11 protein-coding genes are annotated in these 13,162 nt (G+C 69.1%); 5 read left to right on the top strand and 6 right to left on the bottom strand.

Features of this window, described 5'->3' with window-relative positions:
• The first annotated feature begins 101 nt into the window (after nucleotides 1-101).
• Both KU887_RS26895 and KU887_RS26890 read left to right on the top strand, forming a co-directional pair.
• Nucleotides 102-875 (top strand): helix-turn-helix domain-containing protein, encoded by a 774-nt coding sequence (locus KU887_RS26895; RefSeq protein ID WP_006494477.1) that lies wholly within the window; start codon nucleotides 102-104, stop codon nucleotides 873-875.
• Nucleotides 876-994: 119 nt separating this feature from the next.
• Nucleotides 995-1,981, top strand: coding sequence for a LysR family transcriptional regulator (locus KU887_RS26890; RefSeq protein ID WP_258256079.1), 987 nt, complete (start codon nucleotides 995-997; stop codon nucleotides 1,979-1,981).
• A gap of 28 nt (nucleotides 1,982-2,009) precedes the next feature.
• Here KU887_RS26890 and KU887_RS26885 read toward each other — a convergent pair whose 3' ends face one another.
• The 5 genes from KU887_RS26885 to KU887_RS26865 are packed head-to-tail and all read right to left on the bottom strand — an operon-like array spanning nucleotide 2,010 to nucleotide 8,221.
• Complete coding sequence (locus tag KU887_RS26885) at nucleotides 2,010-2,498, bottom strand: SRPBCC family protein (RefSeq protein WP_006491040.1); 489 nt, start codon at nucleotides 2,496-2,498, stop codon at nucleotides 2,010-2,012.
• 55 nt (nucleotides 2,499-2,553) lie between these two features.
• Nucleotides 2,554-6,120, bottom strand: a complete 3,567-nt coding sequence (locus KU887_RS26880) for an amino acid adenylation domain-containing protein (protein WP_258256077.1) — start codon at nucleotides 6,118-6,120, stop codon at nucleotides 2,554-2,556.
• A gap of 9 nt (nucleotides 6,121-6,129) precedes the next feature.
• The gene (locus tag KU887_RS26875) at nucleotides 6,130-7,056 is read right to left on the bottom strand and encodes a diiron oxygenase (protein WP_006479989.1); all 927 of its coding nucleotides are present in this window, start codon (nucleotides 7,054-7,056) and stop codon (nucleotides 6,130-6,132) included.
• Complete coding sequence (locus KU887_RS26870; RefSeq protein ID WP_006490841.1) at nucleotides 7,053-7,442, bottom strand: hypothetical protein; 390 nt, start codon at nucleotides 7,440-7,442, stop codon at nucleotides 7,053-7,055. Before KU887_RS26870 ends, KU887_RS26875 begins: the two co-directional genes overlap by 4 nt.
• A complete protein-coding gene (locus tag KU887_RS26865) occupies nucleotides 7,439-8,221 on the bottom strand; it encodes a DUF3050 domain-containing protein (protein WP_006479991.1) in 783 nt (260 codons plus the stop codon). Before KU887_RS26865 ends, KU887_RS26870 begins: the two co-directional genes overlap by 4 nt.
• Nucleotides 8,222-8,617: 396 nt before the next feature.
• On the opposite strand from KU887_RS26865, the gene KU887_RS26860 reads away from it, so the two are divergent.
• Together KU887_RS26860 and KU887_RS26855 are read left to right on the top strand one after the other, a co-directional pair.
• On the top strand, nucleotides 8,618-9,979 hold the full coding sequence (locus KU887_RS26860; RefSeq protein WP_105866198.1) for a condensation domain-containing protein: 1,362 nt from the start codon (nucleotides 8,618-8,620) through the stop codon (nucleotides 9,977-9,979).
• Nucleotides 9,980-10,035: 56 nt separating this feature from the next.
• A complete protein-coding gene (locus KU887_RS26855; protein ID WP_006494482.1) occupies nucleotides 10,036-11,382 on the top strand; it encodes an aspartate aminotransferase family protein in 1,347 nt (448 codons plus the stop codon).
• Between the two features lie 30 nt (nucleotides 11,383-11,412).
• Here KU887_RS26855 and KU887_RS26850 read toward each other — a convergent pair whose 3' ends face one another.
• Complete coding sequence (locus tag KU887_RS26850) at nucleotides 11,413-12,228, bottom strand: helix-turn-helix transcriptional regulator (protein WP_006490827.1); 816 nt, start codon at nucleotides 12,226-12,228, stop codon at nucleotides 11,413-11,415.
• A gap of 196 nt (nucleotides 12,229-12,424) precedes the next feature.
• Between KU887_RS26850 and KU887_RS26845 the strand changes: the two genes are divergently transcribed.
• Nucleotides 12,425-13,138 (top strand): autoinducer binding domain-containing protein, encoded by a 714-nt coding sequence (locus KU887_RS26845; protein WP_006494484.1) that lies wholly within the window; start codon nucleotides 12,425-12,427, stop codon nucleotides 13,136-13,138.
• The last annotated feature ends 24 nt before the right edge of the window (nucleotides 13,139-13,162 follow it).

The raw sequence follows: 13,162 nt of genomic DNA, 5'->3' as shown, positions 1-13,162 counted from the left end.
AGGAGGTCGAACAAACGATGGGCTTATGGTAATTTCGACCTATGCGGTCGATCTCGCGCGTAAAGCGCATTCGTCGTCGAGAAAAGGACAATCCCGATCAATTGGAAAATTTCTTCATCGCACTCGAGCGTCAGGCGCGCGACAAGCAGATCGCCGTCGTCGCCTCCGACTCGCCGGCGGGCATGGCGTACCCGCCGCATTCGCACCGCCAGGGCCAGCTGATCCACGCGATTTCCGGCGTGATGATCGTGCACGCGGACGCGGGCAGCTGGGTCGTGCCGACGGGCCGCGCGGTGTGGGTGCCGGGCGGCACGCAGCACGAGATCCGCTCGGCCGGCGACGTGCAGATGCGCACCGTGTTCGTCGGCCCGGAAGTGCGGCCGAGCCTGCCGACCGAATGCCGCGTGATCGAGGTCGGCACGCTGCTGCGCGAACTGATCGTGACGGCCTGCGACCTGCCCGCCGACTACGACCTGTCGCACCGCGCGGGCCGCGTGCTCGCACTGATCCTCGACGAGATCGAGATCGCGCCGTCGCTGTCGCTGCACGTGCCGATGCCGCGCCATCCCGCGCTCGTCGCGCTGTGCACGCGGCTCATCAACGACCCGTCGTCGGCCGTCACGCTGCAGGCGTGGGCGCGCGACGCGCACATGAACGAGCGCACGCTCGCCCGCGCGTTCAAGCGCGAGACGGGCATGACGCACGGCGCATGGTGCCGCCACGCGCGGCTGCTGCTGAGCCTGCCGCGCCTCGCCGCCGGCACGCCGATCCTCGAACTCGCGCTCGAACACGGCTACGACAGCCCCAGCGCATTCGCTGCGATGTTCCGCAAGGCGCTCGGCGTCGCGCCGAGCGAATACTTCCGGCGGCGCTGACCCGGGCGTCGATTGTCCGTTTTGCGACGATCGATCGCTGATGCGCGCGCGCGGCGTGCCGTGGCCGTCGCTACAGTAGCGGCATTGCCATACGGCCAGCCGGAGGTTTCGTTATCCCGATGGATCTGATTCAAAGCATGCAGGCGTTCGTCACGCTCGCGGACGCGGGCACCTTCACCGAGACCGGCAAACGGCTCGGCATCACGACCGCGCACGTCAGCCGGCTCGTCGCGTCGCTCGAGCATCGTCTCGGCATCCGGTTGCTGAACCGCACGACGCGTTCGATGTGCCTGACCGAAGCGGGCGAACGCTATCTGGCGCGCGCCCGCGACATCACGCTGGCCGTCGATGCGAGCGAGCGCGAGGCGCGCGACGCGCGCGTGCACCCGCACGGCCGGCTGCGCGCGCATTGCAGCGCCAGCATCGCGAACCATTTCGTGATTCCGCTGATCGGGCAATTCCAGGCGCGCTACCCGGACGTCAGCGTCGACCTGACGCTCGCGCCGCACCTGCCGAAACTGGTGCGCGACAGCTACGACGTCGCGGTGATCGCGATGCCGAGCCTGCCGAGTTCCGAGCAGGTCGCGATCGACGTCGGCCGGATCCGCAGCGTGCTGTGCGCGTCGCCCGCGTATCTCGATGCGCACGGCATGCCCGATTCGCCGGGCGCGCTGGTTCACCATCGCTGCGTGCAACTGGTCGCGCCCGCCTATCACGAGCGCATCTGGACGCTGTGGAACGGTACGGAAGCGCAAACGGTGGACGTCGATCCGTCGATGACGGCCGACGTCGCCGCGTCGCTCGCGATCGCGGTGCGCGAAGGCGCGGGGATCGGGCTGCTGCCGGACTTCGTCGCCGCGGCCGACCTGCGCTCGGGCGCACTCGTGCGCGTGCTGCCCGACTACCAGGCGGAAGAAATCGGCGTGTTCCTGGTGTACGCGTCGCGCCAGCATCTCGATGCGAAGACGCGTGCATGGGTCGACTTCATGAAGGCCGCGCTGCGCGACGCGTTCGCGCAGGTGCACGACGACGCGTGCGCACCACCGGCCGGGAAGAAAAACCACGCGCCGGGCAAGGCCGGCGCGTGGGCCGGCGCCGCCGCATAGCGGCACGGCGCCGGTGGCCGATACACGGTTACTGCGGCTTGAACAGCGCGCGCAGGTTCGTCATCGCCATGTCGAGGAAGCCGGTGACGAACGCGTCGAATTCCGGCTGGCGTGCGGCGCCGCCGTGCGACGGTTCGCCGGCGATATCCCACGTCACCGTGCAGGCGTGGTCGCCGCGCGGCTCGACGCGCATCAGCGCCCACAGATTGCCGATGTCGAACGACGTATGGATCAGGCTCCACGTCATCACCATCGCTTCGTCGTCGTGGCTGTTGAGCTGTTCGACGACGACGTTGCCGTCCGCGAAATGCTTGATGCGCAGCGAGCGCACGCCTTCGCCGATCATGTCGGTATGGTCGAGCCCCGTGATGAAGCGCGAGAAGCCGGCGAAATCGCCGACCACGCGCCACGCGTCGCGCGCTGGCACGTCGAGATCGGCCGAGCCGGACAGGATCGGCGTTTGCGGCGCATAGACGAGCGTGGACGGACGGGGTTGCGTTGCAGTACGTTGCAGCATGATGCCTCCTTGATGAATGATGCGATGACAGCGATTGATCGAACGGGGTACGTCTTCACCACGCGGGTTCGGGCTCGGCGTCGCGGCGGGCGTCGTTCGCGCGCGGCGCCGGCTCGGGCGGCGGCGGCATGAAGCCGCATTCGGCGAGATAGCCGAAATGCGCATCGAGCAGCGCGTCGTCCTTGTCCGGATACGTGACGCCGAGCCGGCGCAGCGTCGCCTCGGTGCGCGCGTGATCGATCACGGCCATGTCGCCGATATCGTCCTGCCGGTCGTCGAGATAGAACGCGACGACGTCGAACAGCGCATTCGATTCGTCGATCGACAACAGCCGCTCGCGCCAGACCTCGGGCGCCTCGAATCGCAGCGGATAGCCGCGCCGCGCGAGTGCGCGCAGGTAGCCGGCCCAGTCGAGCGGGCGCGGGTTGTGCAGATGGAACACGCGCTCGGTGCGCGCGCCGTCGAGCGTGCACGCGACGATCGCCCGCGCCAGGTAGTCGACCGGGCTCAGGTCGAACAGTCCGCCCTCGCTCGCGAGCGGGGCGCAGCCCAACTGCACCGCGCCCTTGAGCAGCAGCAGGATGCGGTTGCGTCCCGGCTGGCACAGCCCCGTGCGCGAATGGCCCGTGATGTTGCCGGGCCGCAGGATCGTCGTGTCGATCCCGCGCGCAGCCGCTTCGGCAACGAGATGCTCGGACACCCACTTCGTCAGGTTGTAGCCGTTGTTGACGAAGGCAGGACCGGCCTCCGACGGGGCCGCCTCGATCAGGCGGCCCGTCGGGCCCGTCGCGCTCGCCGCGGATAGCGTCGATACGAAATGCAGCGCCTTGCGGCGGCCGCTGCAGCACAGGCGGAGCAGTTCGAGCGTCGAGCCGACGTTCTCCGCGTGCAGGTACGGGTAGTCGTACACGTGGTTCACGTGTGCGCCGTTGTGATGAATCGCGCCGACCTCGGCCGCGAGCGTCTGCCACACCGCATCCGACAGCCCGAGGCGCGGCGCGCCGAGATCGCCGCGCAGCACCCGCACGCGCGGATGCCCGCACAGATGGCCGAGCCCGTTGACGAACGCCGCTTCGTCGAGCCGCCGGCGCGCGCTCGCATCGTCGTCGCCGCGCACGACGCAGTAGACGATCTGGTTCGTGCGGCTGATCAGCTCGCTGAGGATGAAACTGCCCAGGAAGCCGTTCGCACCGGTCAGCAGCACCGCGCCGGGGCCGTCGCCCGCCGGCTGGCCGGCCGGCAGTCGCACGTCGTCGGGCAGGCGGCGATCGTCGTGCACGCGCGCCGGCACGTTCGCGCCGCGCTCGCCCGACTCGTCGGTCAGCAGCGCCGCGAGCGCGGCGATGGTCGGCCGCTCCATGAAACGCGCGAGCGCCGCGTTGCCGCCCAGCTCGCGCTTCACCGCCAGCATCAGCCGCGACACCAGCAACGAATGGCCGCCCAGTTCGAAGAACGACGCATCGCGGCCGATCTCGTCCGGCGCGAGTTCGAGCAGCGTGGCCCACATCGCGGCGAGACGCATCTCCAGCGCGCCGCGCGGTGCGTCGCGCGTGTCGCTCCCCGCACGCGACACCGGCATGCGCGCGAGCGCGGCGCGGTCGATCTTGCCGTTCGGCGTCGCGGGCAGCACGTCGAGCGTCGTGATGTCGTACGGCACCATGTAGTCGGGCAGCGTGGCGGCCAGCACGGCGCGCAGCGCGTCGGGCGTCGCCGCCGCGTCGACCGGCTTCGCGGCGAACAGGCGGATGCGCTTGCGCTCGTCGGGCACCACCGCGCACTGGCGGTACAGCCCCGCCGCCAGCGCGGCCGTCTCGATCTCGCCCGGCTCGACGCGAAAACCGCGAATCTTCAGTTGCGCGTCGCGGCGGCCCACGTAACGCAGCGTGCCGTCCGGCTCCCAGCTCGCGATGTCGCCGGTCCGGTACATCGTCGCGCCCGGCGCGCCGTACGGATCGGCGACGAAACGCTCGGCGCTCAGGTCGGGCCGGCCGAGATAGCCGAGCCCGACGCCCGCGCCGGCGATGCACAGCTCGCCCTCCTCGCCGGTGAGCGTCGGACGGCCATCGGCCGCGAGCACATGGCAGCGCGCGTTCGCGATCGGCCGGCCGATGCGCCGGTTGCTGTCGCCGGCGCGCAGTTCGCCCGTCGTCGCGAGCACCGTGCATTCGGTCGGCCCGTAGATGTTGTGCAGCCGCCGGTTCGCGCTCCAGCGCGCGATCGTGTCGGGGTCGCACACGTCGCCTCCGGTGACGAGATGCGCGAGCGCGGGCCAGTCGCAATCCGGCAGCGCCGCGAGCAGCGCGGGCGGCAGGAACGCGTGCGTGATGCGCGCGTCGGCGACGAGCGTCGCGAGCGCGTCGAGTTCGCGGCGCTGCGCTTCGCTCGGCGCGACCAGCGTCGCGCCGGCGAGCCAGGTCGGGAACATGTCGAGCAGCGACGCATCGAACGCCACCGTCGAGAACTGCAGCACGCGCGACGACGCATCGAGCGACACGTGCGCGCGATACCAGTGGCAGAACTGCACGATGTTCCGGTGCGACAGCATCACGCCCTTCGGCACGCCGGTCGACCCCGACGTGTAGATCGCGACCGCGCAGCGCGCATCGCGGTCCGCATCCCGTTCGAGCGGCCACTGGCCGGCCAGCGCATCGGGCACGGCGTCCGCGTCCGCTTCCGCGTGCGCGCCGCAGTCGATCACGTCGAGGTCGAATCCGTCGAGCAGCGCCGGCTCGACCGCCCCGCCGACGACGAGCGCCTGCGCCCCCGATTCACGCAGGATCGTGCGGGCCCGCTCGGGCGGAAACGCGGGATCGAGCGGCACGCAGGTCGCGCCGGCGCCCAGCACGCCGACGATCGCCGGGTACAGCGCGACGCCCTTGTCGAGCCGCACCGCGACCACGCGCGGCGCGGCGGGCCGCGCGGCGATGCGCGCGGCAACCTGGCGGGCACGCGCGACCAGCTCGCGATAGGTCAGCTGGCCATCGGCCGCGACGAGCGCGCAAGCGTCCGGCGCAGCGGCCGCCGCACGCGACACGAGCTCCGGCAGCGACGGCTCGCACGGCCATTCGGCCGCCGTGTCGTTCGACGCATGCCAGCCGGCCAGCCGTTCGAGGTCCAGCGCGATGTCGGCCGGTCCGGGCGGCGTCGCGCGCGGCGCGTCGTTCGGATCGCTCAGCTCGCGCGCGATCCCGCTCGCGACTTCGTGCATCAGATCGACCGCGCATGCGGCGATCTCGTCCGCGAGGTCGGCGCCGTTGAGCGCCGCGCCGAACGCGAGCGTCGCGTCGGCCAGCACGCGCGTGTCGCCCGGCGCCGCGTCGGTCAGCCACGCGACGCGTACCTCGCGCGGCGGAAACGCATCGGCGACGATCTCGCAATGCAGCGGCCGTGCGTGCGCGCAATGCACCGCGGGGTCCGGCGCGCCGCAGACGATCGACCACTCGGCCGCGTTGCGCAACGGTTCGGGCGCCGGCGCCGGCAACAGCAGCGCATCGGCCGCGTCGCGCAGCGGGCCGTCGCGTCCGTCGGCGATACAGACGGTATGACCGGTCGCCTCGAGTTCAGACGCCAGCCGCGCGGCGAGACGGGTCTGCCCGCCGATCGCAATGATGATCGCTTTCATCGACGTGACTCACAGGTAGTCGGACAAGGCCGCGCGGGTCGGCGCGTGATCGAGCAGGCCGCTCATCCGGAAGAACTGCCGGATGTTGACGATCATCGGATGCTGGCTCGTGATCGGATACGCGCCGACCATGTCGTCCGCGATCCGTGCGCGCTCGGCGGCCGGCAGATCGAGCGCATCGATCAGGCGGCGATCGAACTGCAGTTGCAGGTCGGCGCTCAGGTATTCGCGCAGGAAGCAGGGCAGCCCTTCGCCGAGCGCGAGCCGCGCGGGTTCGTCGATCTCCGACCAGTACAGCTTCACGAGATTGATCCAGAACGCCGAGTGACGGCCTTCGTCCGCGAGGTGATCGGCCATCACGCCCTTCACCGAGCGCTTGAGCGTCGCGTCGCGCGAGAACGCCGCGACTTCCGCCGTGACCGTGTTCTCCGAGATCGCGACGCACAGCAGCTCCATGCCGTCGCGGTACTGCGCGCCGACCCGCTCGACCGCGCGCGGAATCGCCCGCGACAGCTCGATCTCGCTGTTCGGCGGCAGCGGCGCGATGCCGGTGGCCTCCTCGACCTGCCGCAGGTAGTCCATCGCGACGTACGCGTGGTAGTCCTCGTCGATCACCACCGTCATCGCATCCTGCCGGCACGCGAACGGAAACGGGTGCGCGAAGCGGCCGCGCGCGATCCGCAACGCGGTGGCGTTGACGATCTCCGTCTCGAAGATGATCACGTCCTGGATGTACTTGTAGAAGCTCTGCAGCAGGACGAAATCGCGCACCGCATCGCCCGCGTCGACGATCGCCGGGTGCGCGCACAGCGGCTGGCGTTCGAGCGGGTAGTAGCGCAGTTCGTCGTCCTCGACGATCCGCCGCGGGCGCGATCGCACGGTCGCGCGCGCCTCCCAGCGATCGACGTGGCTCACGTAGGTGACGGCGGTCGTCATCGCGTGTCCTCCGGGGAACCGTAGTAATGGATTTCGAGCAGCAGGCAGCCCGCGTCGCTGCGGAACGGGCCATGCGGCGTGCCGGCCGGACGCACGAAGTAGCTGCCTTCCCGATACGTCGCGCGATACTCGCGCGTCGCGACGTCGACCAGACTCTGGTCGCCGTCGATCAGGTGCACTTCCTCGTGGTAGTCGTGCAGGAACGGCACGCGCGTGCCCGCGCCGGGATCGAACCGCACGATCCGGGTCCGGATGCCGCGCTTCGCGTGCTCGTCCAGCGTATCGACGAGCACGACCTGGTCGATGCCGTCGTCGAACGCCGCCGGGTGCTCCCACTCGAGCGCCGCGAAATCGACGATGCGCTCCGACAGCCCGCGCGCGTTCATGCCGGCACCACGTTGCGGGTCTGGCCGAGATGCGCGAGCAGCCCGTCCCACAGACGCATGCGCTCGTCGATCGCATCGAGCCCGGCCTGCAGCGCTTCCTCGAGCTTCGCCGCGTCGCCGTCGGCCGCCTCGCGGATCATCGCGCGCGCCGCCGGCCCGTGCTCGCCCGAATCCACTTCGATGTGGCGGTCGAGGTAATACACGAGCAGCGGGATCGACGAGCGCTCGATCTTCCATTCGTCGAGCAGCGTGCGGAACATGTCGGGAATCACGTTCTCGCGGCCGTAGAAGAAGTTGCCGAGCACCTGGTGCGTCGCGCCCGACGTGCACGCGGCCATCGTCGCCTCGACGAAGCGGATCACCGGCTCCGGCGCATCGACGGCCTTCAGCGCGGCCGACACCGAGAAGCCCGAGCGCACCAGCGACACCATTTCCTCGATGCGCGAGGTTGACGCGCCGACATCGCGCATCGCGTGCAGGTACAGGTCGTAGTGGCTCATGTGGCCGTTCGGCGTTTCGTCCGATTCCTCGCCGAGCACGATCTCGTTGATCAGGCGCGACGCGTTCGCGTTGCGCGGCGCGACCCACGGCACCGCGACGGTCGTCAGGTCCTGCTGCAGCCGCTTCACGAGCGACATGAAATCCCACACGGCGAATACGTGCCATTCCATGAACACGCGCAGCTCGTCGATGGTACGGATCGATCCGAACACCGGATGATGCGCGAGCCGCTCGTGCTGCTCGCCGATTTTTCGCTCCAGCCCTTCCAGTTGATTCACGGGACTCTCCTAGTAATGTCCGCTCGCGCCAGCCCACTGCGCCGGCTTCCGGCGCCGGAAACCGTTTCCGGCGAATTGCCTACATGCCGTTTTCGGCTTGCGCAGCAATTTCAGGCGTCGATGCTAAATAAGCCGTCAATTTGCCGCCTATTCAAAACGGACATTCTCATATTCTTTCCGGACCAGACTACTCACCCATCCATCAGAGCCTTTACCGGTAAGGCTTTGACGCATTACCAACAAAACCGCATGGAATTGACAGCCGCAAATCGGGCTGTCTAGGATAAGAATTGCGATTCATCAAAAATGAAATGCACGATGCGAATATGTATTTTTTATTAAACAAATACGCGTATTTAATTCATCCACCGGAATAAGCTTTACAGGAGAAACGACGTGACCGATTCGACGCTTCAATTGCCGCTGTCCGCGCCGCAGCGGGATTTCTGGGAGGCCGCGCTCGCGTATCCCGTCCCGTCGACGCATATCTACGCGGCCGAGTATTTCGACATTCGCGGCGCGCTCGACACCGGCGCATTCGAACGCGCACTGCGGCAGGTGATCCGCGAGGCGCAGACGCTGCACACGACGCGGATCGTGCTGGATGGCGACACGCCCGTGCGCGTGCTCGATGCCGCGCTCGCCGACGACTGGACGCTCGAACACGTCGACCTCGCCGGCACGAAAGACGCGCACGCCATCGCGCTCGCCGGCATGCGCGCACACTGCACGGGCGCGATCGAGCTGGCGCGCGGGCCGTTCTTCCGCCATACGCTGTACCGCATCGCGCCGGATCACTACTACTGGTATCACGGCTACGCGCACATCCTGGTCGACGGCTATTCGGGCAGCCTGATCGCCACGCGCGCCGCCGAGCTGTACAACGCATTCGCCTCGGGCGCCAAGGCGCCGCCTGCGCGCTTCGCGTCGCTCGCGGAGCTACAACTGGACGAAGACGCGTACCGCGCGTCCGAACAGTTCGCGCACGATCGCCGCTACTGGCTCGAGCGCTTCGCGGACCAGCCGCGCACGGTCACGCTCGCCGGCCCCGCACGCTTTCCCGAGCGCGACGACGGGCCCGACCTGCGCGAGACGCGCCTCGCCACCGCAACCGAAAGCGCACGCCTCGAGGCGGTCGCCAGGGATCTCTTCACGTCGACGGTGCCGCGGCTCGTCACCGCGCTGACCGCCGCGTACCTGTACCTGAACACCGGCGCGCACGACATCGTGCTGTCGGTCGCCGCGATGGCGCGCACGTCGGCGCGCGAGCGCCGCACGCCGGCGCAGTGCGCGAACATGCTGCCGCTGCGCCTGCACGTCGAGCCGGGCCACACGCTCGACGATCTGTGCCGCCAGGCGAACCGCGAGATGACCGCGCTGCGCCAGCACCAGCGCTACCGGATGGGCGACCTGCACCGCGAGCTGACGTCGCTCGACAACGGCCAGGGCGTGTTCGGACCCGAGATCAACATCATGGCGTTCGACTACGACCTGCGGTTCGGCGACTGCGTGACGACGTCGCACAACCTGTCCGTCGGCACCACCGACGACCTGATGGTGAACCTGACCGACCGCCGCAACGGCGAGCCGCTGCGCTTCGACTTCGACGCGAGTCCGCAGTACTACAGCCGTGATGCGCTGAACGCCCACGTCGGCCAGTTCCTGACTTTCATGCGTGTCGCGCTCGACGAACCGTTCGCGACGCTCGGCGCGCTCGAGAGCCGGCTCGACTTTCAACCGGCGGCGCTCGCCGGCTGAGCGCCACCTGCGTCACCGTGTTGCCCCGTCAAACCGAATCACTACGGAGTCCTGTCATGTCCTATTCGGAATCGCGCTTCTGGCATCCCCGGCAACATCCGCTCGCCGCGTCGCGCCCGCCGGTCCGCATCACGCGCGGCGAAGGCTGCTATCTGTACGACGACACCGGCCGGCCGTATCTCGACGCAGTCGCGTCGCTGTTCAACGTGTACGTCGGCCACGGCCGGCGGGAAATCAAGGAAGCGATCGTCCGGCAGCTCGACGAGCTCGAATATCACCCGGTGTTCGCCGGGTTCAGCCATCCGCGCGCGGAAGAACTGTCGGCGCGGCTGATCGACATGCTCCAGCCGGAAGACATGAGCCGCGTGATCTTCGGCTCCGGCGGCTCGGACGCGGTCGAGGCCGCGCTGATGATCGCGCGGCAGTACTGGAAGGTGTCCGGGCAGCCCGAGCGCACCAAGTTCATCGCGCTGCGCCAGGCCTATCACGGCTCGCACTTCGGCGGCAGCTCCGTCACCGGCAACACCGTCTACCGGCGCAACTACGAGCCGACGCTCGCCGGCTGCTTCCACGTCGAGACGCCGTGGATCTATCGCAACCCGTTCACGCACGACCCGGAAGAGCTCGGCCGCCTGTGCGCGTCGCTCGTCGAGCGCGAGATCCTGTTCCAGGGCCCCGATACCGTGGCCGCCTTCATCGCCGAACCGGTGCAGGCGACGGGCGGCATCATCGTGCCGCCCGCGAACTACTGGCCGCTGGTGCGCGAAGTGTGCGACCGCCACGGCGTGCTGCTGATCGCCGACGAGGTGGTGACCGGCTTCGGCCGGACCGGCGCGGCGTTCGGCAGCCGCGGCTGGGGCGTCGCGCCCGACATCATGTGCCTGGCGAAGGGCGTGTCGTCAGGGTATCTGCCGCTCGGCGCGACCGTCGTCAACCGTCGCATCGAGAACGCGTTCGCGTCCAACCCGGGCGGCATCGGCACGCTGATGCACGGCTACACCTACTCGGGCCACCCGATCGTCTGCGCGGCCGCGCTCGCGAACCTGCAGATCATCGTCGACGAGGATCTCGCCGGCAACGCGGCGCGCGAAGGCGCGTACCTGCTGGAACGGCTGCAGCCGCTGGTCGACCGCTATCCGGTGGTCGGCGACGTGCGCGGCAAGGGCCTGCTGGTCGGCATCGACCTCGTGAAGGACAAGGTCACGCGCGAATCGATCGATCCGTCGGACGGCTATGCGGCCGCACTGGCCGACGCGGCGCGCGATGCCGGCGTGCTGATCCGCTCGCTCGGCAACCGGCTCGCGATCGCGCCGCCGCTCGTGATCGGTCGCGAGGACGTCGACCGGATCGTGCATGCGATCGAGCATGCGTTCGAAGCGGTGCCGCGCTGGACCGCCCGCTGAACGCGGCAGCGGGGGCGGCAGTGGCGGCGGTCAGCGCGCCGCCGCTTCCGCCGCCGCGAGGTACTGGCTCGGCGTGACGCCGAACGCGCGCTTGAAGGTGGCCGCATAGGTGGTCGGGCTGCGATAGCCGACCTGGTGCGCGGCCTGCGTGACGGGCATGCCGCTCGCGAGCAGCGCGAGTGACATCGACAGCCGCAGTTGCTGGCGCCACGCGGCCACGCTCATGCCGGTCTCGCTGCGAAACAGGCGCGCCAGATGGCGCGCGCTCAGCGCGGCGTCGCGTGCGAGCGTGTCGAGCGGCAGTTCGCAGTGCGGCTCGCGCTGCAGTCGCTCGCACAGCTTCAGCAGGCGCCGGTCGCGCGGCAGCGGCAACGTGAGCGGCGTCTGCGCGAGTTCGCTCAGTTCGTCGGCGAACAGGCGCGCGAGCGGATCGTGGTCGACGCTGCAATCGAACGGATGCGACACGCGCGTGGCGAGCTCGCGCAGCAGCGGCGAGACGGTCATCGCGCACAGCGTGGCCGGCAGCCGCGCGCCGAGCGCGTCGCCGAGATAGAGCGAGCAGAGCTGGACGTCGTCGGCCACGCGCATCGCATGAACGGTGCGCGCCGGAATCCAGATCGCGCGCAGCGGCGGGGTGATCCAGCGCTGGCCTTCGACGTCGAGTACTAATACGCCGCGCGTCGTAAACAATAGTTGCCCGGCCTGATGCGCGTGCGGGGCATACTCGTGAGCAAGCGCGCGGGCGGGGGCCGACGCGCAGGGCGGTTCGATCGCGCGGATCCCGCCGAAGGCGAACGCGCGCGCACCGGCGCGCGCGAGGAGAGGCACGTCTTGAACGCTGGTCATGGTCGATCAGTCCTGATACGAAACCGGAGGGGTACCGCAACACGTGAAACGACGGGGGGACAGTGCCCGCACAAGCGGGCCCGTCGTGCGAACAGCCGCCATTAAACCGGCGTCGGCTTCGCCTCAAAACTGTCCTTTTGAACAGGATACGCGCGGGCCGCAATGCACGGCCCGCCCACACCGACGAGGATCACCGATGGACCTGACAATACTGCACGACTGTTTCGACGCACTACAGCGCGCACCCACCGCGGAAGCCGCGTTCCCGCCGATTGCCGCCGCCGCGGCCGCGCTCGGATTCCGGTATTGCGTGTACGGCTTGCGCCGCACGCTGCCGCTCGCCCGGCCCGACATGCAGATCGTCGGCAATCATCCACGCGAATGGGAACACCGTTATGTGAAATTCGGCTACGTCACCATCGATCCGATCATCAAGCGGGTCGCGAGCCAGCCGCGGCCGGTCGTATGGAATGCGTTCGACGAACCGGGCGACACCGCGTTCTGGCACGACGCGGCGTGCTTCGGGATGCGTTACGGCTGGTCGCACGGCGGCTACGACCGAGCCGGCAATCTCGGCGTGCTGACGCTCGTGCGCGACACGACGCCGCTCGACGCGGATGAAATCTCGCGATTGCGCGCACCGTGCGCGAGCCTCGCGCATGCGGCTCATGCGTACCTGATGCCGCGCCTCGCCGATCCGATCGCGCCGGTCGGCACCGGGCTGACGCTGCGCGAGCGCGAGGTGCTGGCGTGGACGGCCGACGGCAAGACGGCCTACGAGATCGGGATGATCTTCGGGATCGCGGAGCGAACGGTGAAGTTCCACTTGCAGAACGCCGTCGTGAAGCTCGACGCGATGAACAAGACGCATGCGGCCACCAAGGCCGCGATGCTCGGGCTGCTGCCCTGACGGCGCGCACGCGCGCGCCGTGAC

Origin of the sequence: Burkholderia sp. EMB26 (assembly GCF_024730645.1) — a bacterium.
GTDB lineage: Bacteria > Pseudomonadota > Gammaproteobacteria > Burkholderiales > Burkholderiaceae > Burkholderia > Burkholderia cenocepacia.
This window is presented reverse-complemented; position numbering and strand designations above follow the sequence as displayed.